The following is a 23,456-nucleotide window of genomic DNA, read 5'->3' on the forward strand; positions in this document are numbered from 1 at the left end:
GGAAGATCGGCGCAAAAATGAAACCGCTCACATTCAAACCCAAATCCCGCTGGCGGGAATTTATCGGTGAGAAGGCGATCTCCATGAGCGCTTACGCCGCCCTTGTGGCTATCTTTCTCATTTTCATTTTCATCTTCAAGGAATCTCTCCCGATATTCACCGACCCCAAAGTCCGGCAGGAGGCAAGTCTTGATCGGTTGTTCCTGAAACAGCCGTTTTATGAAGACAGCGAGCGACTCTGGGTGTGGCAACCGACCTCCGACGAGCCAAAATACTCGCTCATGCCGCTGTTTATAGGCACATTCAAGGCGGCATTGATCGCCATGTTGTTTGCAACACCCCTGGCGGTTCTGGCCGCCATATATACATCCGAGTTTGCGTCGAAACGGATGCGGGAGATCATCAAACCGACTATCGAACTGCTGGCCGGACTCCCATCGGTGGTGCTCGGCTTTTTTGCCTTGATAGTTCTGGCTTCTATATTGCAGGACACGTTTGGACTGGTTTTTCGTCTCAATGCTCTTAACGCGGGGCTGGCGCTGGGGATTACGGTAATCCCCGTGATCTTCACCATCGCTGAGGATGCGATGTCCGCAGTGCCTCATTCGCTTCGCGATGCCGCCACTGCGCTCGGTGCAACTCCCTGGCAGGTGTCCCTCACGATGGTGCTTCCGGCGGCGCTCCCCGGCATTGCGGCCGGTGTCGTGCTTGGATTCGGGCGGGCTATCGGCGAGACCATGATCGTCCTCATGGCTTCAGGTAACGCCGCCATAGTGTCCGGCAGTCTCACCGACTCGATCCGCACGCTGTCCGCGACCATTGCCGCGGAACTGGCCGAAGTCGTGTTCGGGAGCGGTCATTACAGCGTGCTGTTTTTCATCGGGACGCTGCTGTTCCTGTTCACGTTTCTCATCAACCTTGGCGGTGATCTGGTATTGCACCGGCTAAAAGAGCGGCTACAGGGGAGAAGTTCATGACACCCATCATCGAAACGCCGCACGGTACCGTTCAGAGGCTCGAGTTCGGCAGGAAAGGGACTGCCGTCATCCCTCGCGTGCTGATGTTCATAGCCGTCGTGCTGATCATGCTGATGCTGGCGCTGATCGTGGGGAATATCGTGTATAGTGGCTTGGGCTCGATCACCTGGACATTCCTGACCAGTCCGCCGGAACAGGGGATGGAAGGGGGCGGTATCTTTCCAGCGATTTTCGGTACTCTGCTTCTGGTCATACTCATGGTTATCGCGGTCGTACCACTTGGCGTGTTGACTGCCATTTATCTGCAGGAGTATACGCGCCCGGATTCGTGGGGGACGCGATTGATACGCCAGGCCATCAACAATCTCGCCGGTGTGCCCTCAATCGTCTTCGGGTTATTTGGCTTGGGATTCTTCATCGGGTTTCTGGGAGGCGGTATCGACAAACTGTTTTTCGGAGGGGGGCGTCCGGTCTGGGGACAACCGGCGATCGTCTGGGCGTCGCTCACCATGGCGCTGCTGACGCTTCCCGTTGTGATCGTCTCAACCGAGGAAGCGTTGCGGGCAATCCCGCGCGAGCTCAAAGAAGCCAGTTACGCGCTGGGTGCAACCAAGGTGCAGACCATCTGGCGGGTGATCATTCCCCAGGCGCTGCCCGGGATCTTCACCGGCGCCATATTGGCTGTCGGACGAGGGGCAGGTGAAGTAGCCCCCATTATGTTCACCGGTGCGGCATACTACCTGCCGTACCTGCCGACAAAACTCACCGACCAGTTCATGGTGTTGGGGTATCATATTTATGTGCTGGCCACTCAGTCGCCCGATGTCGAACGGACAAAACCGATCCTCTATGGAACGGTCCTGGTGCTCCTGGTGTTGACCTTCTTATTGAACTTCATCGGGATATACATTCGCTCACGTATACGAACGAGACGTGTTAGTGCATAAAGAACCATCAGAAATCGGCACCGGGGCCTCACGGCCGGCGCAGCCCACCACGGCAGTCAAAGGACCCGATATCACCATAGCGGTATCGGACCTGAACTTCTACTACGGCACGAGTCAGGCCCTGTATGACGTGACGCTCGATGTCGACCGCAAACAGGTGACGGCGCTCATTGGTCCATCCGGGTGCGGCAAGTCGACCTTCCTGCGGACGCTCAATCGGATGAACGACACGATCCCGGGAACGCGCCTGACCGGTCTGGTGCGGCTCGACGGTGAAGATATCTATAAGGAGATAAAGGACATCTCCTCCCTGCGGACGCGGGTAGGGATGGTGTTCCAGAGGTCAAATCCGTTTCCCAAGTCCATCTTCGACAACGTGGCGTACGGTCTGCGTGTGAACGGCATCAAGGACAAACGGTTTATTACCGAGGCGGTTGAGGAGACGTTAAAGAAAGCGTTCCTGTGGGATGAAGTAAAAGACCAGTTGGATAAGAATGCGTATATGCTTTCTGGTGGCCAACAGCAGCGCCTGTGTATCGCCCGCGCCCTGGCCGTTCGGCCGGAAGTGCTGCTCATGGACGAGCCGGCCTCGGCGCTCGACCCACTTTCGACGTCGAAGATCGAGGACCTGATAGGAGAGCTGAAAAAGAACTACACTATCGTCATTGTGACCCATAATATGCAGCAGGCTGCCCGCGTCTCGGACAGCACCGCGTTCTTCTACGAGGGGAGGATGGTCGAGTATGGTCCGACCAAGAAGATCTTCACTAAACCGGACCAGACGAAGACCGAAGATTACATTACAGGGCGGTTCGGATAAGAAAGGGTTCGGGCATGTCGGTTCATTTGCGCAAAGAGATTGACAGACTCAAAAAACAGATCCTTACCCTCAGCGCCGCCGTGGAAGAATCGGTCCAGAAGGCCGTTAAAGCCATGGCCGAGCGGGACGACCGCCTGGCTCAGCGGGTCATCGATCAGGATATCGACATCGATGAGATGGAAGTTGAAGTGGAGGAGGAATGTCTCAAGATCCTGGCGCTGCACCAACCGGTCGCAATAGATCTTCGCTTCATCATCGCGGTCCTGAAGATCAACAACGATCTGGAGCGGATCGGTGACCTGGCGGTCAATATCGCCGAGCGGGCGTTGTTTCTGTCACGGCAGGAGCCGGTACCGATGCCGTTCGATTTTCCGACCATGTCTGCCCTGGCGCAGTCCATGCTGCATCGGAGCCTTGATGCCCTCGTCAATATGAACAGCACGCTGGCGAGCGAAGTCTGCCTGGCCGATGACGATCTTGACGCTATGAACCGGGAGATGTACTCACGAGTGCATGATGGTATACTGGCGAACCCGGACCGGATCGACTGTTTCATCCAGCTCCTCGCCACGTCGCGGCAGCTCGAGCGCATTGGGGATCACGCCACGAATATCGCTCAGGATGTCATTTACATGATCGAGGGGAAGATCGTCCGGCACCGCATGGGGGAATACGCCTCCGGAAAATGAACCGAGGCGCCTTTGGGAGCGTCTCGGTGGGTCCGAAATTGAACGGTAAGTTGGGAGCTATTTGGTCGAGATATCGTCGACCTTTATGGTAGCCCCGGTCGGCGAGGATTCATCCCGCTGCATTTCGATCTGGATCTGCTTGCTGCCATCGGGATTGGTCGTGATGGAAACCTGGCTGGCCGTAAAGCCGGCGCCGACCAGCCTGGCGGCGATTTCGCTCTCTATCTCGGCATCGGTCTTCCCGGCACCGTCCACCTCCACAGTGGTCATCCGATCCCGTACCTGTGCATACAGGCTGCCTGAGACGGTCTTTCGCACAGCTTCGATCACTGGTGTTGCGGTGGTCCCGGTAACGAACCGAAGGGCGCCGGCAACTTCGCGGGCCGCCTGCATAGTGGGGAGTCCGGAGATCATGTAGTTGATTCCGGCCGAGTTGCCGGTGTAGCTAACCGAGCTGCCGGAGTACCCCAGGAGTTCCACCGCCTCGGAAATCTTGGCCGGCGAAACCAATGAGGATGACTCTGCCTTGAGACTTACCGAATACCCAACGGTCTGTTCATACGGGAACGGGACGATCGTGACGAAGGCGACCAGCGCCACGAGGAGGGCCAGGCTGGTGGTCATGCGAGGATGTCCGACAATATGCTGCTTCAACGCTGCCATGAGAGGATGCTCCTTTTCAGTTTTTGAGGCCGCCTGTGCTTCCACCTTGGTTCGCAGGAACGCCGGGGGAGTTGCGTTCTCGGGGCATTCCGCCCGCAGGTGACTGAACGCTTCGGCCAACCGTCGCTCTGCGTCCGCTTCCGCGAGTCTGGGAAAGCGTTGGGAACGCGCCCGGTCTCTATGGAAGAGGTTTCTGAGGTTGTGGTACTGCATACGGCGCCTTACTTTCGCTGTGTGTTTTCAGGTTGGGCGTCTCGACGGCGGTCAGTGCGGCCACCATCTTTCGCCGTGATCGGGACAGCCAGGACTTGACGGTCCCCTCTGACCGGCCATACATCGCGGCCAACTCGTGAACGCTCCATCCCTCCAGTTCGTAGAGCACCACCAGAGTCCGGCGCATCGGTTTCAGCGCCGCCAATGCCCTCGCCACTGTCCGTTTCGCGGCGTACGCGTCCGCCGGATTATGACCAGTCACGTCATCGGTCAGCTCGGCCGATTGGAATTTCCTGTTCGAACGGCACCGGTTCTGGTAGGTATTCACCAGGATGCGGTACAACCAGGGTCGAAATGACGACTCATCTCGCAGGGTGCCGAATCGCCGGAGCGCTGTCAGCAGCCCATCCTGGTACAGATCGCTCCCCTCGTCGCGGTTCCCCGCCAATCGCCGGCAGAATGCCTCCGCCTTTGGGTGTTCCGGCTCCAGGAGTCTCCAGAATCTATCCGATCCGCTGTCCATCTACAGGTAAGACACTCAAAACAGGAGTTTGGTTGCACTCGACCGTGTCGCCGATTGACGGAAACCGTTTGCCTTGGGCCTTTGTTCTGCCCTATGTTTACTCAGGAGGTCTATATTGGAACAGTCTACGCCTGTCACGGATCGGCTTTCGAAACTCTATGCTCAGTTGCTCGACGCCATCGGCGAGGATGTTTCCCGTCAGGGACTGAAAGACACGCCGGCGCGTGCCGCCAAGGCGCTGCAGTTCCTCACGCGCGGATACCAGCAGGACGCCGATGAGGTGATCAACAACGCTGTTTTCGACTCGGATATCAACGAGATGGTGCTGGTCAAAGATATCGAGTTGTACTCGCTCTGTGAGCACCACCTGCTTCCGTTTATCGGCAAGTGCCATGTCGCCTATCTGCCCAACGGCAAAGTACTGGGGCTCTCCAAAGTAGCGCGAGTAGTGGATATGTTTGCGCGTCGCCTGCAAATTCAGGAGAAACTGACCAAACAGATAGCGGAAACAGTGCTCAAATATACTGGTGCTCACGGTGTGGCGGTGGTGATCGAAGCGCAGCACCTCTGCATGATGATGCGCGGCGTGGAAAAGCAGAACTCGGTCATGAAGACATCCTGTATCCTGGGTGAGTTTTGTCAGAACTCCAGCACCCGCGCCGAATTTTTCAGCCTGATCAAGTGAATGTACCTGACCCTCTCCAAGCGGTTTGAGATATCAACTTCGGTGTCACTGGCACGAGGCGATCGCACTGATGCCGAAAATCGCCATTGGTACGGCCCGGCCTCGGCCAGTCGACTTGGTCACGGCTACAACTATGTGTTGTACGTTGTCTTTCACGGCGAGGTCGACCCTGCAACCGGTATGATGATCAACGTGAGCACCGTCAAAGAGAGGGTGAACAAGCTGCTGGGGGCCCGGTACGATCACAAGTACCTGAATGTCGATACAGCGCCCTTCGACCGGATCGCGCCGACACCGGAAAATATCGCGAGACAGTTATCTGATGAGATACGGCCGCTGTTTTTGGGTGAGCGCGCATGTCCCGTGGCCGTTCATGTTGCCGCCACGCCGGATGACGCCGCCACTGTCTATGGGGACGGACGAGTTGAGAGACATCTGTTTGTCGAGTTCTCGGCTGCGCGTCGTACCAATTCGCCGCATCTGTCTGATGCTGAAAACGATGCGCTCTTCGGTCGCGCGGCCTCCAAAGCCGGCCACGGCCACAACTACCGCCTTCGCGTGACACTGAGCGGCTCGGTCGACGACGACTGGGGAGCAATAGCGCCATTTGAACGTACGGACAGCGCCATGAGGTCACTTCGCGAGTTGCTTGATCACAGGAATCTCAATGACGAAGTCAGGGCGCTGCATGGAAAACCGATCACGACCGAATCCCTCGCCCGCTTTGTTCTTGAGCAGGTAAAGCAGACCTTGCCGGTAAGTCGTGTTCGACTGTGGGAGCTTCCGCATTTCTCGGTAGAGTATGTATCCGGAGCGCGGTTCATGATGACACTCGAGAAGTCGTTTCATGCGGCGCATCGGCTTCACAGCAAGGCGTTGGATGAGACGCAAAACCATGAACTCTACGGCAAATGCAACAACCCGGCAGGGCATGGTCACCAATACCGAGTTGAAGCGTCGCTGGTTGGACCCTACGACGAGCGAACCGGGACCATGTGTAATCTGCTGGAATTCGACAATGGGTTCGAGCAGGCGCTCGCACCCTGGAGGTACAAGCATCTCGACCAGGAGGTCGCAGACTTTGCCGAACGACCGAGCACGGGGGAGAACATCGTCGACGCGCTCTGGCCGCGAGTGGACGTGGCCATGCCCGGTAACTTGCAGCGCCTGCGGCTCTGGGAAACTCCAAACAACCGGTTTACCTTGCGGAGGGCGTTATGGAGCGTTGCCTGATCACGGGTGCGAGCGGTGGTATCGGACGGGCTGTCGCACTGCGTTTGGCCTTGAAACAACGACTACTGCTGCTTCACGGCCGTGACCGGGCGAGACTCGGTGAAACCGCCGCACAGGTCGCTTCACAAGGGGGGCAATCGCGGCAATTGGTCGGCGATTTGGCCGACACCGCCGCTGTCGAGCGAGTGATCGCCGATATCGGCCACGAACCGCTCCAGATGCTGGTCCACAGCGCCGGTATCGCCATCGTAAAGCCGATGGACGAGCATTCGGTTGAGGAGTGGCAGCAGGTACTCGCCGTCAATGTCACAGCGCCGTTCCTTCTCACGCAAAAGTTGCTGCCGCTCATGCCGCCCGGAGCGAGCGTCGTGAACATACTCTCGGTCGCTGCCAAGGTTCCTTTCGCGGGCTGGAGCAGCTACTGCATGAGCAAGTTCGCCCTGGATGGTTTTATGAGATCGGTACGCGAGGAAGTCCGCTCTCGGGGAATTCGCGTCATCAATATCTATCCGCAAGCAACTGCCACCGCGATCTGGAACGGTGTGCCGGGAGACTGGCCGCGCGAGCGGATGATGGCACCGGAGCAGGTGGCCGAAGCGGTAGCGTTTGCGCTTAGCCGTCCAGCAGACCTGCTCGTGGAAGATATCTCGCTGGGGAATCTTGGCGGTAACCTTTAGCTCTCCCGCCTGATAAGGCACTGGACTACTTCTCCGACATACATCCGGTGATAGTCTTTCTTCGGATAATTGTCATGGATGGAAGCGTCCAGAAACTGCGAGGGTATGATATCCTGATAGTACACTTTCCGGCATTCGATCACCATTCTAGCCTCTGCGAAATAGACTAAACCGGTTGTGCCGGTCACAGGTGTCAGACCCGCTTTCTCCGCTTTGTTCATATCCCGCCCCGATACCCGGCCACAGAAATTGAGGATCGGGCGAAGCTTCTCCTCGAAAAACGACAGCGTGAAATACTCGGACCGTTCCATAAATTCATAGGTGTAGCGAGTCGGGCGGACAAAAACAAAGCAGACCTTCTTGTTCCACAGTTCGCCCAGCGCCCCCCATGATGCGGTCATGGTGTTGAACGACTCCGGCGTTCCGGCGGTGATGAGCATCCAGTCATCAGCTATGAGCTTGAACGGGTTGTCGGTCATGGCATACAGATCAAGGGGTACAAACTCTGCTTTCATAGAATCTCTCCATCGTATCTCCGATGGTACGGTACATGAACAGTGGCCATTTCGCAATGGCAATGGTCTGCCGTTGGTCCGGCAATTTGAACGTTGACACTGGCATCGCCCGACGCCATCTTGTAAACGAACTGCCGGTCCAGAAGCCGGTGTACTCCGAACGGTGCTTGACCGACACTAACTGCCTATGTGAGGAGCGTTCCCATGCGACTACCTGCGATCATCATAATCGTATGCCTGTTACTCATTGGTTTGATAGGCTGCGGCGGCCAGTCCGAGAAGGTGGTAAGAATAGCGTTGGCCGGACCACTCACCGGCGATGACGCCACCCACGGCCAGGGAATGAAACGGGCCATGGAGATCGCAGTCGAGGACGCCAACGCCGCGAAAGTGCTTGGGGATATCAAGATCGAGCTTGCCGTGTTCGATGATCGCTCCGATCCGAAAGAGGCGGTTACGGTGGCCAATCAGATCATCTCCGACCGAAAGATCATCGGTGTCATCGGGCATTTTAATAGCGGCTGTTCCATCCCGGCCAGCCAGGTGTATGCCCGCCGTGATCTGGTCATGATCACGCCTGCCTCCACCAACCCCAAGCTGACTTTGCAGGGGCTCAAGAATGTCTTTCGGGTCTGCGGCACTGACGATCTACAGGGGATATACGGTGCGAATTATCTGTATGACACATTGAAAGTTCATCGTGTGGCGGTCATCCACGACAAGACCGCTTACGGGCAAGGGTTGGCCGAGGAATTCCAGAAACAGTTTCTGTCCCGTGGCGGCACGATCACCAGTTTCGACGGCATCGACCGGGGGGACAAGGATTTCAAGGCGCTGCTAACGCGGATACGGGCCGACAACCCGGAGATCCTCTATTTCGGCGGCTTGTATGCGGAGGCCGGCCTGATGTCCAAACAGTGCAAGGACGTTGGGCTCATGGTGCCGCTGTTTGGGGGTGACGGTATCCTCACCAACGAATTTGTTCGCATCGCTGGCCCCGTTTCGGAAGGGGACTATTCCTCCATGGTGGGCCTGCCGCCTGAGAAACTCCCCGAAGCTAAGGACTTCCTGGACAAGTATGCGCGCAATTTCCCCGGTCTTGATGTCGAGCCGTTCGATCCCCTCACGTATGAAGCGGCCTCCCTGTTGCTCGATGCGTATGCCAGGGTGAACCAGGACCAGTCTAAGCTGATTTCGCAAATCGCATCGGGCACCTATCACGGGATTCTTGGCGAGACCTCGTTCGATGAACACGGCGACAACCGTCTCAAGCTGGTGAGTATTAACCGCGTGATCAACGGCAGGTTCCAGTTCTACGAACATCCCGCAGCTCTGTAAGCGATGTTCCTTCAGCAACTCATCAACGGCCTGACTCTCGGCAGTATCTACGCCCTGTTTGCCCTCGGCTATACGATGGTGTACGGTGTACTATTGATGATCAACTTCGCCCACAGCGAGATATTCATGGTTGGCGCCTATCTGGGGTTCTGGGTGTTGTCGTTACTCCCCATGCTCATGGCCCCGTCGCTGCCGGTCTATCTGATGGTTATTTTTGTAGTCGCCATGCTCGGGACCGGCGCCCTGGCCGTGGCGGTCGAGCGAAGTGCCTACCGTCCGTTGCGTCACGCCCCTCGTCTGGCGCCCCTCATCAGCGCCATCGGCGTTTCCATATTCCTGCAGAATCTCGTCATGTTGACCGTCGGCGCCGACTCAAAACCGTATCCGGCATTGTTTACCGGCGCGCCCATCGAGTTTGGCGGCATTCGCCTTACGTCCCTCCAGATTCTGATCTTCGGCCTCGCCGTGGTGTTGATGATCCTGCTGCAACTGTTTATCACCCGAACGAGGCTCGGTACCGCCATGCGCGCCGTGGCGCAGAACCATATCGTCTCTCAACTCATGGGCATCAACACCGGCAATATCATCGCGTTGACATTCTTCATCGGCGGCGGGCTGGGGGGAGTGGCCGGAGTGCTGAATGGCCTCTACTATGGAAGCATCAAATACAACATGGGATTCATCCCAGGTATCAAGGCGTTCACGGCGGCGGTACTTGGCGGCATCGGCAATGTCAAGGGAGCGATGGTTGGGGGATTTCTACTCGGTGTTCTTGAAGCGCTCGCCGCCGGCTATATCTCATCGGAATACAAGGACGTGATCGCATTTGTTGTCCTCATCCTGGTACTGTTTTTCCGGCCCACCGGCATATTCGGTGAGGCGGTGACCGAGAAGATATGAACATGCCCCGACGCTCAGTCCTGATCTGCCTTGTTCTGGCAGTCCTCATCGCTCTTCCCATCGTGCTGAACGCCCTCGGAAACTACTACATCATTCATGTTGCGGCGCTGGTGGGGATCTATTGCATCCTCTGCCTGGCGCTGAATATCACCATCGGCTATACGGGTCTGCTGGACCTTGGCTTCATGGCGTTTTACGCCATCGGCGCGTACACTGCGGCGCTCCTGAGTGTTGTGGGAGTATCGTTCTGGATCTCGCTTCCGGCGGCGGTAGTGGCGGGAGGATTCTTTCGATATGTGATCGGTGCACCGGTGCTTCGCCTGCGCGGTGATTACCTGGCGATCGTCACACTGGCGTTCGGCGAGATAGTCCGCCTCATCCTGAACAACTTTGACCTGCTGACGAACGGCCCGAAGGGACTGCCGAGGGTCGGCGAGACAATGACGCCGGTACGGCTGGGTCTCTGGCGGCTCGATAACGATGTTCATTATTTCTACCTGATACTGTTTTTCGTTATCGCGGCGGTCTTTGTCAGCTATCGATTGGAGCACTCGCGGCTGGGGCGGGCGCTGGTGGCGATCCGGGAGGATGAACTGGCTGCGCAGCTCTCCGGTATCAACGTAGCTCGCACCAAGGCTGTCGCATTTGTCCTGAGTGGCATGTTCGGCGCGCTGGCCGGTGCCATCTATGTCCACTGGATCGGGTTTATCACACCCGACATGTTCACGTTCTGGGAGTCGGTCCTCCTGGTGTCCATGATCGTGGTCGGCGGCATGGGAAATATTGCGGGCACGCTCCTCGGCGTGTTGCTGTTGGTGGGAGGGCCGGAACTGCTGCGCTCGACACTGGGCACGCGGTTCGTCGATTATCGCCTGCTGCTGTTCGGGGCAGTGATGATCCTGGTGATCATTTTTCGTCCGCAGGGGTTGTTGCCGTCGCGACGCCGTGCGCTTGAACTGCACCGCACCGATACTGGGTCCTGACCGATGCTTCTGCAAATGCGGAACATTTCAAAGCGGTTTGGCGGCCTGAATGCGCTGTCCGAAGTGAATGCGGAGGTCGATATCGCTGGCGTGCTCGGTCTCATAGGCCCGAACGGTGCCGGCAAATCGACCCTCTTCAATGTCGTCACCGGCGTTTATCCGCCCGATAACGGCGCCGTCCTGTTCCGGAACCAGTCCATTGACGGATATCCGCCCCACCAGATCGTCAAACTGGGGATCGCCCGCACGTTTCAGAATCTCCGCTTGTTCAACAACATGACTGCCCTCGAAAACGTGATGGTGGGCCGGCACTCGTGCACCCATGCCACGCTTCTCGATGCGCTCCTCCGGACCCGTCGGGCGGCTCGCGAGGAGCACGAGATAGTCGACCGCGCGCGAGCTGAGCTTGAATTCGTCGGTCTCCTGCCGATGGGGAATGAACTGGCCAGGAATCTCAGTTACGGCAACCAGCGACGGATCGAAATTGCCCGGGCGTTGGCTTCCGATCCGGCACTGGTGCTCCTCGATGAGCCCACTGCCGGCATGAACCCGCGCGAATGCAACGAACTCATCGAACTGATACAGAAAATTCGCACTCGCAATATCGCCGTGATCATTATCGAGCACCGCATGCACGTGGTGATGTCCATCTCCGAGCGAATAGTTGTGTTGGACTACGGCGAGAAGATCGCCGAGGGAAGACCTGAGGAGGTGCAGCGTGACCCGAAAGTGATCGAGGCGTATCTGGGGACGCAGTGAGCTCGATGGATACAGGCACCCGACTTCTCGAAATCAGCAATGTACATCTGCTCTATGGTCAGATCGCGGCGCTCAAAGGGGTTTCCCTTCACCTCGAGACGGGCGAGATCGTGGCGATCATTGGCGCCAACGGAGCCGGCAAGACCACGCTCATCAACACGATCTCCGGGGTGCTCCATCCCAAGGAAGGCGAGATCCACTTCAGGGGGGAGATGATCAGCGGGCTTCCGGCCCACGCGATCGCCCGGAAACGGATCGTACAAATTCCGGAGGGCCGGAAGGTGTTCGCGAAGCTGACGGTGCTGGAGAATTTGCAGATGGGGGCATTTGTCGTGCGGGACAAAGTCAGGATCCGGGCAGACCTTGAGGCTATGCAGACGCTGTTCCCGGTTCTGGCGGAACGACGCCATCAGCTTGCCGGTACGCTCAGCGGCGGTGAGCAGCAGATGCTGGCGATCGCGCGCGGTCTGATGGCCGGCCCTGAACTGCTCTTGTTCGATGAACCGTCCATGGGGCTGTCTCCCGTGATGGTTGAGAAGGTGTTCGGAGTTATCAATGACATCAACGCGCGCGGCATTTCCATCCTGTTGGTCGAGCAGAACGCGCGCAAATCACTGCAGATCGCCCATCGCGCGTACGTGCTGGAGACCGGTCATATCGTGCTGTCCGACCGGGCGGATCGTCTGCTCGAAAACGACCAGGTTAAGAAAGCGTATTTGGGGGCATAGGGCAGGCCCTGATAGCAAAAGAATGCCCCGGAGGGAACTGCCCTCCGGGGTCTTGTTTCTGACTGAATATCCTCTCGTTATTTCATTAGAATCATCTTCTTGGTGGCGACGAATTCGGACGCTTCGACACGATAGATGTAAACGCCCGAAGCGATATGGGAGCCGTCAAACTCAACCTCGACAGTCCCGGGGCCGCTCGTACCGGAGTATTCCTTCACCACCTGACCGCTGATATTGAACACGGTGATCCGCCACGACGTCGCCCTGGGCAAGTCAAGACTGATAGTGGTTACCGGGTTGAACGGATTCGGATAGTTCTGGTTGAGGGCGAAGTCAGTGGGAAGACCACCTTCAAGTTTGGAAATCCTACCTTCTGGATCCCCCTCGGGCTGCACAACACCGCAGCAGTTGTTGCCTGGCGGGATACACCTTGCCGTTGCTCCTCCATTCACCTTTAGGGCATACTGCGGCTGACCACCGACCGCGTAGGCGTGCTCGTTAGACAAAGTGGCGCCCACTGAATAGTTCATCGGCTTGAACGAACATGTCAGGTTCTTGCCGACGTTAATACGTCCGAAGGCGACATAATCGGTAGACGGGTTCATGCCGGCGAAGCTGGAGTTGGTTGTGAAGCGTACGACATTGCTTCCCGGGTAAGTGACGACGACTCCTGTTGGTGTGCCGGTTACCGAATTGATGCACCAGCCGGCCGTGATGGCCACATCCAGGATAAATGAGTCGAGCAGGAAATTGTTCCTGACCTTCATGTCAAAGTACGTACAGGCGTTCGTGGAGTTGAAGCCAAACGCCTTGAAATCGGCCATCAACACCTCAATCGCATCATCGAACGACCCATAGGTCAGCAGCGATGTGTCGTTAGACCGGAAACAGTGAACATCGGGTACTGCCGTTGCGGCCGGGGCACCCGCAAACGTGGCGATGAAGGCAGGTGTGATAAACCTGTTTGCCCACGTGGGCGTTCCGAACAGAGCGGGCGTCCAGTCCATGCTGAGCGTCAGCAGGTGGGAAGGCGCGTCGCTATACGGCACCGTGTCGACTATGGTGTCCTGCTGGTACAAGCTGTTGTATTGATTGCTCGAGGTTGTGTAGCCGTACTTAAGTCCGTGTGTCTCTGTTGCCGGAACAGCGGAGAATCGCAACGCCTGGGTGTTCGTATTGACATTGAATGTGATGCCGTAGGTCTGGCCGCTTCGCAGCCCGGCCGTGAAGGTGTTGATCATGTTCACATGCCACTGGACGGTGCTGGAAGCATACATGCTCACAGTTCCGCCGCTGTTCAACGTGGCCGCGAAACTGGCGTGATCGTCCAGCACCACACCGCCGTTGCCATAAGTCGGGCCCGGATTCATACTGCATGGGGATGGCTGTACGGCACAGCTATCAGTCCAAAAGGTGATTGGAACAGTTCCGTTGACCTGCGGCGAATCGCACATGACCGTGAACCAGAGGCGGTACAGCGTGTCCCCGTCGAACTGCGGCATCTTGGCGGAGTTTATAGCGAGAAAGTCAAGCGTATCGGCTGCGTAGTATTGCGCGAATACAAATCCGATTTCAGGCCCATGAGGAATGGAATCCAGACGCAGCTTGGTCTGGTCCCACACAAGGAAATGTTCGAACCAGTAGGTCTTAAAATCGGTCGTAGCGGTGACCGGTATCATGACCTTCTGACCAACGCCCCCCACCAGCGTGTCCGTGCCGATGGCATAATGGGCTACATAGTCGTTTACCGATACCCGACCGTCAACGTAATTGCCCGCGACTGGCGCAACGGTCGGAAAGCCGGTAATTGTGAGCACGTTTTCCATGTTCGATTTGAAAAACAGAACGGAGTCGATACTTCCTTCGGCCTGGCATAGCGGCCGGAATTTCAGCGCAACAACGTCTCGGTACGAGCTCGGTACGGTCGCTGTGCCGCCGTACAACTCGAGACGGACCCAGGTGAGCGTATCACCCACGGAGTCGGTCCTGATAACGTCATTGGGGAACCCGGATCCTGTTACCGTATCGGCGTCAAGCAACTGCAGCTTGGTATGGTCGAATTTGATCCTCGCGATGGCATTCGTGAGGGTGACACCGTTGTGGGCGGGATCGGTGTCCTTGAAACTGAAGTGCACCGTGGCCACGGTCTCGTTCGTATCCATGCGGGTGCCGCTGATGAACGCAGACGCCGAATCAATGCGGAAAAAGACATATGGGGACTCCGTGGCCATCGGGTTGGCCTCCGCGATGCCCGCTGTGACCAACATGATTCCCATCAATAGCGCAATGCACATGAGTAACCTGCGCATAACTCCTCCTTTAGAGTTGGTTACGGTTTCGTTGGCGGCGGCAGAGTGTCGAAAAATACTCGAATTATGTTACGCTGAACAGCCTCACCCCCCTTCACACATGGAAGAAGGTTCCGGTTATGTTTATCCCTACTGCTGCGATAGATGATGCGCGGTCGAAGTACCCATATCATACATCGCATGCGAACGCCTGTCAAGTGATTTCATGCGTCCGCACACGCGCGTGGCACCCCGAGACGGACGACGATGGCGTTTAGACGGAGGAGCGCCCTGCTTTGGTATCGGAACGGGCAAGCCGGAAATCGTGAAAACGCGACTTGACATCCTTCGGCCGAAAGGCCTATGATAGATGGTCATGGCGCCAATCATTGCCGGCGCGATACTCGTAAAATATGTCTGACTGACGGTCAGGATCCGAGCATCGGTATGCAAACGCAGCGCACAGTCATCATTCTCCTGGCGATCATCGTCCTCATGGCCATCGAGATCGTCTATTTGGTCCTTCAGAATCGGCAATTGCGCGCAGTGGTTGCCGAAACGACGGCAACGTTCAACACGCTCCAACAGAGCCAGCATGTCCCCGGCCTGACCGGACAGGACCTGCAGGGTAACCCGTTGCGTGTACACTATTCGGCGGATGCTCCCCGGACTATTCTCGTGATGTTCTCTCCCGGATGTTCGGCGTGTAAGGATAATACGACATTCTGGCAGGAACTGTTTGAGCGCTCTGCATCGTCGCGTTTCCGATATCTCGGCATGTGCGTGGGAACGGAGGATGACGCCAGAGCGTACGCCACCGAACATGGTCTGACATTCCCGATCCTTGCTGTCACCGATGAGCGCCTGATAGGCGCATATAATGGGCACGTGCTGCCGCAAACGGCGATCGTCTCCCCCGAAGGAACTATCGTCAAGTCCTGGCCGGGAACACTCGATGAAACGGCGAAGAGTGAGGTTGTTGCAGGGGTGAAGAATCTCCAGTGATCAATGCGCGCCGCCAAGGCGCATAAAACCGTTCGGTGCTTAGACGAAACCGCAACCCGAAAGGAGGTGACATAGAGTGACGAGATTCAAAATCGTGAAAGCGTTGGTGCTGTTGCTCGCGTTCATGGTGCTGTTCCTGGGCGGTTTCAGCATTACCTCCGCCGGCAAGGTGGAGGCGGCCAAGTGCTGTTGGGTGATGGTCTGTACTGTAAACCCGCCGATCGTGTGCTGGGAAGTTTGCAAGCCCTGCCCGAGATTCCCGTAGACCCGGCTCTATTTCAGGAGCCGCGTGAGCAACGCAGGTTAAGAGTGAGCGCACGTCGGTCTGGATCGAGGTGCGCCGTTCATTGCCGTTTCTTCCGATTCGCTACGAAATCCCAGAACACATACTTGCCCAGATTGTCGACTGAAGCGAAATATGCACGCCCCCGGTTCAATTCCGTCAGACGAGCCACAAATTGCTGCAGGTACGGGTCGTCAGTGACCATGAACGTCGTGATGGGGATTTTCTTCTTGCGGCAGGTGACCGCCTCGTCGAGCGTCCGGTTCACGATACGCGGGTCCAAACCCATCGGGTTCCGGTAGATTTGACCGTTCGCGCGGGTGATCATGGAGGGTTTGCCGTCGGTCACCATGAATATCTGCTTGTTGGCGTGTTTTTTGCCCAACAGGATCTGTCGCGCCGTGCGAAGGCCCGCCTGAGTGTTGGTGTGATACGGCCCGGCGCCGATATAGGGGAGATCTTCGATAGCGATCTGGCGGGCATCGTCCCCGAACAACACGATCGACAGATCATCCTTGGGATATTTTGTGAGAATCAACTCCGTGAATGCCATGGCCACCTGTTTGGCCGGCGTGATCCGGTCCTCGCCGTACAGCACCATCGAATGCGATATATCGATCATCAGCACGGTCGCACAGGAACTTGTCTTCTCCGATTCGAACACTTCGAGGTCATTCTCGGTCAGTTCGAGGCCAAGGTCCCCAGTGCGGCTGACGGAATTGAACAGGGAAGATGTGAAATCGATGTTGCGCGGGTTGTCCCCAAAGGCGAATGCTCGCTTTTCGGGAAGCGGCTCTTCGGAGGCGCCCCCCTCGTACGGGAGCGGGTGATCCCCCTTCCCGGAGGACCGCAGGCGGTTGAATATCTGGTCGAACGCGTCTTTGCGGAGTGTCCGTTCTCCTTTGGCCGAAAGCCGCATGCCCGCCTGTGTTTCCCGCACCAAATTGGCGTTTTTCAGCGCTTTGCGAAACTCGTCGAGGTCGTATTTTGAGTCGAGAATCCCCTGCTGCTGCAAACGCTGCATCAGGCGCAAGGTCTCCTCCACATCACCGTTCAGCCGCATCAACAGATACTGATAGATGGCCATCAGGTCGGTGAGGTTCTTGACCCGGGCGAACAACTCATCATCCCATTTCTGGTAGACGAATCTCACCGCGATCCCCCCAGACCTTTCAGCATGTCGGAGAACACGTCGGCATAGCGCACGATGGCATCGACCTCTTCACGGGCGATGATATTATTGTGGTGCAGCCCCTCAAGCACCAGTTCCAAGCGCAGCAGCAACTCACGTTCGTCGGCGATATCGAAATACTGCCGCACGACCTCTTTCAGGCCGGCTACACCCAGCAGCCGTTTGCGGTACTCGGCAAATGGCAACTCATCGGACAACTCCAGCTTCTTGCCGGCTGAAAAATAGTCCGTGATCGCCTCGTACGGATTCTGGGGCGCATGCTCTCCGCGCGGTTTCTCTTTCGTCGGTGTGGGGAAGTGCCGTAGGAACAGTGCGTTGATCGCCTTTCCGATCAGATTCTGGGTCACCAGGATCGCCCCCTCCTGTTCCCCCTCATAGACCAGCTCGATCTTGCCGGTGACCGAGGGAACGATCGCATATAAATCGCACACGCGGGGGAAGAGGTCGTTGTCGCTATTGCGTAGCGCCCGGCGCTCGATGTTGGACAACAGATTCTCATACGCCGAAATCGACACACGCGCCGACACACCAGAACTCTGGTCGACATGCTCGCTGGAGCGCGCCTGAAACGTGACCTCCTCAATGATGTCCTTCACGAATTCGGGGATCCGGACCGGCTTGTCCTTGGCGCTTTGCTCGCAGTCAGTAATGGCGCGGGCATCCTCGATCGAACGCGGGTAATGGGTAATGATCTGCGAATCGATGCGGTCCTTCAGCGGTGTAATGATGTTACCACGGTTGGTGTAGTCTTCCGGATTGGCCGAAAACACCATGACCAGATCGAGCGGCACGCGCAGGGGGAATCCGCGCACTTGGATATCGCTTTCTTCGAGTATGTTCAGAAGCCCCACCTGAATGCGCGGCTGGAGGTCCGGCAACTCATTGATGGCGAAAATACCGCGGTTGGTGCGCGGAATGATCCCCCAATGGATCACCTCTTCGTTGGAAATATCCAACTTCTCCCGCGCGGCCTTGATGGGGTCGATATCGCCGATCAGGTCGGCGATGGACACGTCGGGAGTAGCCAGTTTCTCGTGGTACCGTTCGTTCCGGTGCCGCCATTCGATCGGCAATTTGTCTCCCCATTCGGCCAGAGCGGCTTTGGCGCGAGGGGAGATCGGCTTGAATGGGTCCTCGTTGAGATAGGTGCCGGCAATGACCGGCTGCCACTCGTCCAATAGATTCGTCAACAGACGGAGTATTCGGCTCTTGGCCTGGCCGCGCAGTCCCAGCAGAATGAAGTGATGACGGGACAGGACGGCGTTCTCGATCTGCGGGATGACCGTCTTTTCATAGCCGACGATCCCCGGAAAGGGCCTTTCTCCGGACTTGATCTTGGTCAGAAGATTTTGACGCATCTCCTCTTTGACCGGGCGGCTTTGCCAACCGGATTTCCGCAATTCGCCGAGCGTCCTGGGCAATGTATTCGTCACACCGTCTCCTTTAATGCTATCGCGCGTTATGCCCGTGTCCGGGCCTGTATAGGTAAACAGTGGTGCGGGGCAGTTGGTTCGTAAGATGGATGAGTTTGGCCTACGGCATTGCGAAAATGGGAAAGCAAGGCGACCGCTGCCTGGCCGGGCGACTTACCCGAGCGGCCGGAAATAGTTCCCGCGGGAAGCTTTCGCCACCGACCCGCTCGGCACGGCGAGCACTTCGGCCTTGAACGGATGGCTCCCTTTGATCACGATAATGTCATTGGGACTGACGATGAAGGAGGCTTTCACGCGCCTCCCATTGACCTCGACCAAGCCGTTGTCGGATAGCTCCTTGGCCACGGCACGGCGTCTGACGATGCCGACTGTGGAAAGATAGTCGTCGATCCGCATCAGCCTTCAAGTCGATTATCGATGTAGGTCCGTGTCTTGATCTGCGCCAACCATTTGTCCACCAGTTTGCCGGTCTTGTCCTGGCGGGCGAGCTCCTTGATTCTGTCGAAGTCGGATTCGAGCGTGTAAGTCTTCGACGGCTGGTATTCGAGCAACTTGAGGATGTGCAGGCCATACTGGGACTTCACCGGTCCACGGTATTCGCCGGCGGTCTGCCATCCTGACACCGTCGCCACGAAGTCAGGGGGTAGCTGGCTGATTGCATACCACCCCAGTTCGCCGCCGGTGGCGCGCGTATCGTTGTCATTGGAAAAGGTCTTGGCCAGTTCGCCGAAATCGGCGCCCCCCTGTACAGCTTTCAACAGTGAATCGGCAAGCTGCATTGTGCGAGCCGAGTCGGCCGCCGACGGCGCCACGGCAAGCAGCACATGACGCAGCCGCAACTTGTCGTCCTGTCTCCCTTCGCACTTGATGATGTGATATCCGAATTGGGTCCGGATGACACCGCTGATCTCGCCTGGGTTGAGCGCGAAGGCAGCTCGTGCGAACTCGGGGACAACGTCGTCCTTGCCCACGTAGCCCAGGTCTCCGCCGTTGGCCCCCGCCCCGAGACTGGAGAATTGCGCGGAGATCGACGCAAAGTCCGCCCCCTCGAGAATGCGCTGGCGCAGCTTCTCGGCGGCAAGTTTTACCGAGTCCTCGACGACCGGCGATGCGTGGTACGTCAGTAAGATATGAGCCAGCTTGACACCCTCCGGCTGGTTCGGTATCGAATCCTTGAACTTGTGGTAAAACTCTTCCACCTCGTGGCGGGATACGGACACATCGGCTAGTTTTTTCTGTATCAGCCGCTGTTTGAGCATCTGATTCTCGAGATCACCCCGGTATCGTTTTTTCAAATCACGTAGCGTCAGCCCTTCCTGCGCCAGTGCCGTCAGGAACTCTTCGTTGGAGTTGAACCGTCCGGCCACCCGAGCTACTTGTTCGTCAAGCGCCTGGTCCACTTCTTCCGGTCGTACGCTGATAGAGGTGTCCTTCCTGGCCTCGATCAGAAACAACTGCTCCGAGATCATCTGGTCCAGCACTTCCTTCTGCATGGCCGCGAACTCGGCGTCGTTTTTCGGACGACGACCCGATTGAAATGCCGCCATCTGGACCTGAGTGGTCAGCTCGGACGACAGTATGACTTCGTTCCCTACGACGGCGACGATCTTGTCGATCATCTCTCGCTCCGCATGGGCTGCGCCGGTCGCAGCGAACAGCGCCGCCAGGACAATCAGACAATGTGTCAGCGTGCGGCGCATCAGTTCCTCTGCGCGGTGGTGCTGTCGGCCGAAGCATAGCGAGTTTTGTCGACCGTGCTCCACAGGACATCGTCGTTGACGGCTATAGTCAGGCTGCCCTTTCGGTCCGCCACCCACTGCTGGAACTCCTGCACTTTCTGGTCGCTGCTGAGCTTCTGGATGATGGTTCGCTTGACGCCCAGGTAGTCTTTCAACTCGGCGTTCATCTTGTCGATGACATAAAAGACCGAATAGCGCCCCAGCGTGACGACCGGGCCACCGATCTCACCCACCGGCGTCTTCCAGGCCAGATCGAACACCTCCGGGAACCACTTCCGCTCTATATAGCCCAGGTCGCCGTCACTGCCGCGCTTGGCGGGACGCTCCGTGTATTCGGCAGCCTTCTTCTTGAAATCGTCGAGCGACCGGATCTGCTTGGTCAGTCGCCCCGCCAGGAGTTCATCAGACACCAGGATCTCGTACACGTGCACTTTGGCCGGATTGGTGTACTCGTCCGGGTGCTCGTCGTAGTACTTCCGCACCACGGCATCATCAGGTATGGGCAGGTGCGGGATCGAATCGTTTCGCATCATATCCGCCATCGTCCATTCCTTGAAGAGCTTTATCTTCTTCTTGAACAACTCCTCGTTCTCGATGCCGGTCTGGTTGGCTTCATAGATGAGGATATCGTTCAGTTTTATCTGGAAGACGAATGACGCCAGAGAATCGTACTGGTCGAAATTGGGACGCATGGCCGCCGGGGTCTGCTGTTGGCGGGCGAGTGTCAGGTACTCGTACAGTGTGACCTGCCCGCCCGGCCAGGTGGCCATCACCAGTTCACGTTCGTTCCGGTCAAGCTGGGTATCATCGAAGTCGTTCCTGGGCAGTGTCGCCAGCAACTGGGGCGGATAGAGCTCCTCGCGCTTGTGCATGACATAATCGCAGGTGGTCCGGTCCACCGTCATCGGGTACTTCTTCTTGAGCGCGTCAAGATAATCCGACATCAGCTTCATCCGCTTGCCGCTGACCACCCTGTTGAACAGGTCCTCTTTCATATCGTTGTATGAGGCCCGCATGTCGTTCGGCTGGCGATCCACCAGCTTGATAACATGATAACCGTAGGGTGATTTGACCGGCGGAGAGATCTCTCCGGGCTCCAGTTTGAATACGGCCTGCTCGAACTCGGACAATTGAGGCGGAAATGCGCCCCAGGTAAAATAGCCAAGGTCACCACGGTTCCGCTTGGCCGACGGATCCATCGAATAGTCGTAGGCGAGTTGGTCGAAGTTCTCTCCTGAAGTCAGTTTGGTGATAAGTATTTGCGCCGTGTCCTGCGACTTCACAAGGATCTGCGAGGCGCGGACCTTGTATTCGAGATGATTCCAGAAGTCCTTCATTTCGGCATCACTGACCGGCGACTTCTGCACGATGTTCTTGTCATACAGGACGTCCAGAAGAAACTTGTCCTTGTTGGCCAGCACCACGCGGGCTATCTCCTCGGACTTGTCGAGCCCCTTTTCATATGCAGCCTGAACCAGCATCCGGAGGACCATCAGGGTGTCCAGCAGTTCGCGCTTCTTGTCGAACTCCTCCTGGGCGTTCCGGTACGTGAAATGCATGTTCTCGATGTAATCCTTGAACTCGTTGACGGTGATCTCCTCGTTGCCAACCTGGGCGATCGTCTCGCCGCCATTCTTACTGCAGCCGGTCATAAGACCTGCTGCCAGTCCGAGCGCCAGGAGGGAACTGAACATATATCGTTTGCTCATATCAGACTATGACCTCCACATCATCGTGTCTTGTACCAAGGGTGCATGCCCGGGGTTCCGAAGGGTACCCTGGCGGTAAAGCGGCCCAAGATAACAGCCGTGACCCGGTTTGCCAAGCGGTTTTGGGAGATGAAACGACCAGTGCTATTCGTAGTCGGACTCGAGATATTCCTGAGTGCTGGACTGGCGCACCAGCCGCTGTGAGAGCTTCTTGGTGAACTCAAGCGCCGAGTTCTCGCCATACACCTTGAGCATGTGATTCATGGCGATAACCTCTGAGATCACGGTGATATTCTTCCCCGGCGAGATGGGGACATTGATCTGCGGGATATTCACCCCAAGCAAAGTGGTGTGATAGTCTTCCAGCCCGAGCCGCTCGTACTGGGCGGTCTCCGACCACAGGGTGAGATGGACCTCCACCTCGATCCGCTTCTGCAGACGAATGGCCCTGATGCCGAACAGCTCCTCGACATCGATGATCCCCACGCCCCGAATCTCCATGTGGTGACCGAGCAGCTCCGATCCGGAGCCGATTATGACGTCGGGCGCTACACGCGTGACGCGCACGACATCATCGGCCACAAGGCGGTGGCCGCGCTCAACCAGGTCGAGGGCTACCTCAGATTTGCCGATACCGGATTTCCCGGTATAGAGCAGTCCCACCCCGTAGACATCCACCAGCGTGCCGTGCACGTTGATGGTGGGCGCAAAAGTGTGATCGAGGTAGGCCGAAAGTCGCTGGCTGAGGTCGGCGGTCGTTAACCGGCTGGAGAAAACGGCGGTGTTGAATCTGTCACCGACAGTGATGAAATCGATCGGCGGCGTGATCCCCTTGGAGATGATCACCATCGGCAGGTCCTGCCCGAACATTTTTTCGGCGATCTCGATGAGTCGTTCCCGGGATATTTGGCTCATGTAAGTCATTTCGGTCTCGCCGAGAATCTGTATTCGTTTGTTGGCGAACCGCTCGAAAAATCCCGTCAACGCCAGCCCCGGCCGGTGCAGCTCGGCGTTGTGGACGATCTTCTTCATCCCTTCGCCGTTGCCGGACAGCAGTGTGAGTTCAAGGTCCTGGCTGCGCGCCTGGAAGATCTTATCGACAGTAACGGTGGCCATGAGGTGATAAATATAGCCCGACCGGAAACGGTCGGGCAAGC

General features: G+C 57.2%; 24 protein-coding genes. 14 read left to right on the forward strand and 10 right to left on the reverse strand.

What is annotated here, in order from left to right; genetic code table 11:
• Positions 1-17: 17 nt before the first annotated feature.
• The 4 genes from pstC (at position 18) to phoU (ending at position 3,433) form a co-directional block, all read left to right on the forward strand.
• Entirely contained in the window at positions 18-977 is a 960-nt protein-coding gene (gene pstC / locus AB1644_13715; GenBank protein ID MEW6052105.1) for a phosphate ABC transporter permease subunit PstC, read from the forward strand.
• 83 nt (positions 978-1,060) lie between these two features.
• Complete coding sequence (gene pstA, locus AB1644_13720; protein ID MEW6052106.1) at positions 1,061-1,924, forward strand: phosphate ABC transporter permease PstA; 864 nt, start codon at positions 1,061-1,063, stop codon at positions 1,922-1,924.
• Between the two features lie 70 nt (positions 1,925-1,994).
• Entirely contained in the window at positions 1,995-2,744 is a 750-nt protein-coding gene (gene pstB / locus AB1644_13725; protein MEW6052107.1) for a phosphate ABC transporter ATP-binding protein PstB, read from the forward strand.
• Positions 2,745-2,758: 14 nt separating this feature from the next.
• Positions 2,759-3,433 carry a phosphate signaling complex protein PhoU gene (gene phoU, locus AB1644_13730; GenBank protein ID MEW6052108.1) on the forward strand — a complete coding sequence of 225 codons (675 nt, stop codon included), beginning with the start codon at positions 2,759-2,761 and terminating at the stop codon, positions 3,431-3,433.
• 57 nt (positions 3,434-3,490) lie between these two features.
• On the opposite strand, the gene AB1644_13735 is transcribed toward phoU, so the two are convergent.
• The gene (locus AB1644_13735) at positions 3,491-4,096 is read right to left on the reverse strand and encodes a hypothetical protein (GenBank protein MEW6052109.1); all 606 of its coding nucleotides are present in this window, start codon (positions 4,094-4,096) and stop codon (positions 3,491-3,493) included.
• A 178-nt stretch (positions 4,097-4,274) separates the two neighbouring features.
• Positions 4,275-4,832, reverse strand: coding sequence for an RNA polymerase sigma factor (locus AB1644_13740; GenBank protein MEW6052110.1), 558 nt, complete (start codon positions 4,830-4,832; stop codon positions 4,275-4,277).
• Between the two features lie 115 nt (positions 4,833-4,947).
• On the opposite strand from AB1644_13740, the gene folE reads away from it, so the two are divergent.
• From folE to AB1644_13755, 3 genes are read left to right on the forward strand one after another with little or no spacing between them, the layout of a single operon-like run.
• Positions 4,948-5,517: a GTP cyclohydrolase I FolE gene (folE, locus tag AB1644_13745; protein ID MEW6052111.1), complete on the forward strand. Its 570-nt coding sequence runs from the start codon at positions 4,948-4,950 to the stop codon at positions 5,515-5,517.
• The gene (locus AB1644_13750) at positions 5,518-6,750 is read left to right on the forward strand and encodes a 6-carboxytetrahydropterin synthase (protein MEW6052112.1); all 1,233 of its coding nucleotides are present in this window, start codon (positions 5,518-5,520) and stop codon (positions 6,748-6,750) included.
• A complete protein-coding gene (locus AB1644_13755; protein MEW6052113.1) occupies positions 6,735-7,427 on the forward strand; it encodes an SDR family oxidoreductase in 693 nt (230 codons plus the stop codon). Before AB1644_13750 ends, AB1644_13755 begins: the two co-directional genes overlap by 16 nt.
• On the opposite strand, the gene AB1644_13760 is transcribed toward AB1644_13755, so the two are convergent.
• On the reverse strand, positions 7,424-7,942 hold the full coding sequence (locus AB1644_13760; protein ID MEW6052114.1) for a flavin reductase family protein: 519 nt from the start codon (positions 7,940-7,942) through the stop codon (positions 7,424-7,426). The two genes, AB1644_13755 and AB1644_13760, sit on opposite strands and share 4 nt — an antisense overlap.
• Before the next feature lie 204 nt (positions 7,943-8,146).
• On the opposite strand from AB1644_13760, the gene AB1644_13765 reads away from it, so the two are divergent.
• Genes AB1644_13765 through AB1644_13785 form a run of 5 tightly spaced genes read left to right on the forward strand, consistent with a single transcriptional unit; the run spans position 8,147 to position 12,650 of the window.
• Positions 8,147-9,280, forward strand: a complete 1,134-nt coding sequence (locus AB1644_13765) for a branched-chain amino acid ABC transporter substrate-binding protein (protein MEW6052115.1) — start codon at positions 8,147-8,149, stop codon at positions 9,278-9,280.
• 3 nt (positions 9,281-9,283) lie between these two features.
• Entirely contained in the window at positions 9,284-10,180 is an 897-nt protein-coding gene (locus AB1644_13770; GenBank protein MEW6052116.1) for a branched-chain amino acid ABC transporter permease, read from the forward strand.
• 2 nt (positions 10,181-10,182) lie between these two features.
• Positions 10,183-11,163, forward strand: coding sequence for a branched-chain amino acid ABC transporter permease (locus tag AB1644_13775; GenBank protein ID MEW6052117.1), 981 nt, complete (start codon positions 10,183-10,185; stop codon positions 11,161-11,163).
• A 15-nt stretch (positions 11,164-11,178) separates the two neighbouring features.
• Positions 11,179-11,922 (forward strand): ABC transporter ATP-binding protein, encoded by a 744-nt coding sequence (locus AB1644_13780; protein MEW6052118.1) that lies wholly within the window; start codon positions 11,179-11,181, stop codon positions 11,920-11,922.
• Positions 11,923-11,927: 5 nt separating this feature from the next.
• Positions 11,928-12,650: an ABC transporter ATP-binding protein gene (locus tag AB1644_13785; GenBank protein ID MEW6052119.1), complete on the forward strand. Its 723-nt coding sequence runs from the start codon at positions 11,928-11,930 to the stop codon at positions 12,648-12,650.
• Between the two features lie 77 nt (positions 12,651-12,727).
• Here AB1644_13785 and AB1644_13790 read toward each other — a convergent pair whose 3' ends face one another.
• Positions 12,728-14,959 (reverse strand): T9SS type A sorting domain-containing protein, encoded by a 2,232-nt coding sequence (locus AB1644_13790; GenBank protein ID MEW6052120.1) that lies wholly within the window; start codon positions 14,957-14,959, stop codon positions 12,728-12,730.
• Between the two features lie 426 nt (positions 14,960-15,385).
• Here AB1644_13790 and AB1644_13795 point away from each other — a divergent pair, with 426 nt between their 5' ends.
• Positions 15,386-15,943 (forward strand): TlpA disulfide reductase family protein, encoded by a 558-nt coding sequence (locus tag AB1644_13795; protein ID MEW6052121.1) that lies wholly within the window; start codon positions 15,386-15,388, stop codon positions 15,941-15,943.
• Between the two features lie 76 nt (positions 15,944-16,019).
• Positions 16,020-16,208 (forward strand): hypothetical protein, encoded by a 189-nt coding sequence (locus AB1644_13800; GenBank protein MEW6052122.1) that lies wholly within the window; start codon positions 16,020-16,022, stop codon positions 16,206-16,208.
• Positions 16,209-16,287: 79 nt separating this feature from the next.
• On the opposite strand, the gene AB1644_13805 is transcribed toward AB1644_13800, so the two are convergent.
• The 6 genes from AB1644_13805 to hprK all read right to left on the reverse strand — a co-directional run bounded on the left by AB1644_13805 (position 16,288) and on the right by hprK (position 23,454).
• Positions 16,288-17,379: a VWA domain-containing protein gene (locus tag AB1644_13805; GenBank protein ID MEW6052123.1), complete on the reverse strand. Its 1,092-nt coding sequence runs from the start codon at positions 17,377-17,379 to the stop codon at positions 16,288-16,290.
• Positions 17,376-18,851, reverse strand: coding sequence for a magnesium chelatase (locus tag AB1644_13810; GenBank protein MEW6052124.1), 1,476 nt, complete (start codon positions 18,849-18,851; stop codon positions 17,376-17,378). Before AB1644_13810 ends, AB1644_13805 begins: the two co-directional genes overlap by 4 nt.
• Before the next feature lie 153 nt (positions 18,852-19,004).
• Positions 19,005-19,247 carry a S4 domain-containing protein gene (locus AB1644_13815; GenBank protein MEW6052125.1) on the reverse strand — a complete coding sequence of 81 codons (243 nt, stop codon included), beginning with the start codon at positions 19,245-19,247 and terminating at the stop codon, positions 19,005-19,007.
• Positions 19,247-20,551, reverse strand: a complete 1,305-nt coding sequence (locus AB1644_13820; protein MEW6052126.1) for a peptidylprolyl isomerase — start codon at positions 20,549-20,551, stop codon at positions 19,247-19,249. Before AB1644_13820 ends, AB1644_13815 begins: the two co-directional genes overlap by 1 nt.
• Positions 20,551-22,299, reverse strand: coding sequence for a peptidylprolyl isomerase (locus AB1644_13825; protein ID MEW6052127.1), 1,749 nt, complete (start codon positions 22,297-22,299; stop codon positions 20,551-20,553). Before AB1644_13825 ends, AB1644_13820 begins: the two co-directional genes overlap by 1 nt.
• A 144-nt stretch (positions 22,300-22,443) precedes the next feature.
• On the reverse strand, positions 22,444-23,454 hold the full coding sequence (gene hprK / locus AB1644_13830) for an HPr(Ser) kinase/phosphatase (protein MEW6052128.1): 1,011 nt from the start codon (positions 23,452-23,454) through the stop codon (positions 22,444-22,446).
• Between the last annotated feature and the right edge of the window lie 2 nt (positions 23,455-23,456).

Source organism: Candidatus Zixiibacteriota bacterium (assembly GCA_040753875.1).
GTDB lineage: Bacteria > Zixibacteria > MSB-5A5 > GN15 > FEB-12 > DATKJY01.

Coding starts and splice junctions, on each gene's coding strand:
- pstC (MEW6052105.1), top strand. CDS start 18: ATGAAACCGCTCACATTCAAACCCAAATCCCGCTGGCGGGAATTTATC.
- pstA (MEW6052106.1), top strand. CDS start 1,061: ATGTTCATAGCCGTCGTGCTGATCATGCTGATGCTGGCGCTGATCGTG.
- phoU (MEW6052108.1), top strand. CDS start 2,759: ATGTCGGTTCATTTGCGCAAAGAGATTGACAGACTCAAAAAACAGATC.
- AB1644_13735 (MEW6052109.1), bottom strand. CDS start 4,096: ATGGCAGCGTTGAAGCAGCATATTGTCGGACATCCTCGCATGACCACC.
- AB1644_13740 (MEW6052110.1), bottom strand. CDS start 4,832: ATGGACAGCGGATCGGATAGATTCTGGAGACTCCTGGAGCCGGAACAC.
- AB1644_13750 (MEW6052112.1), top strand. CDS start 5,518: ATGTACCTGACCCTCTCCAAGCGGTTTGAGATATCAACTTCGGTGTCA.
- AB1644_13755 (MEW6052113.1), top strand. CDS start 6,735: ATGGAGCGTTGCCTGATCACGGGTGCGAGCGGTGGTATCGGACGGGCT.
- AB1644_13760 (MEW6052114.1), bottom strand. CDS start 7,942: ATGAAAGCAGAGTTTGTACCCCTTGATCTGTATGCCATGACCGACAAC.
- AB1644_13765 (MEW6052115.1), top strand. CDS start 8,147: ATGCGACTACCTGCGATCATCATAATCGTATGCCTGTTACTCATTGGT.
- AB1644_13770 (MEW6052116.1), top strand. CDS start 9,284: ATGTTCCTTCAGCAACTCATCAACGGCCTGACTCTCGGCAGTATCTAC.
- AB1644_13775 (MEW6052117.1), top strand. CDS start 10,183: ATGCCCCGACGCTCAGTCCTGATCTGCCTTGTTCTGGCAGTCCTCATC.
- AB1644_13780 (MEW6052118.1), top strand. CDS start 11,179: ATGCGGAACATTTCAAAGCGGTTTGGCGGCCTGAATGCGCTGTCCGAA.
- AB1644_13785 (MEW6052119.1), top strand. CDS start 11,928: ATGGATACAGGCACCCGACTTCTCGAAATCAGCAATGTACATCTGCTC.
- AB1644_13790 (MEW6052120.1), bottom strand. CDS start 14,959: ATGCGCAGGTTACTCATGTGCATTGCGCTATTGATGGGAATCATGTTG.
- AB1644_13795 (MEW6052121.1), top strand. CDS start 15,386: ATGCAAACGCAGCGCACAGTCATCATTCTCCTGGCGATCATCGTCCTC.
- AB1644_13815 (MEW6052125.1), bottom strand. CDS start 19,247: ATGCGGATCGACGACTATCTTTCCACAGTCGGCATCGTCAGACGCCGT.
- AB1644_13820 (MEW6052126.1), bottom strand. CDS start 20,551: ATGCGCCGCACGCTGACACATTGTCTGATTGTCCTGGCGGCGCTGTTC.
- AB1644_13825 (MEW6052127.1), bottom strand. CDS start 22,299: ATGAGCAAACGATATATGTTCAGTTCCCTCCTGGCGCTCGGACTGGCA.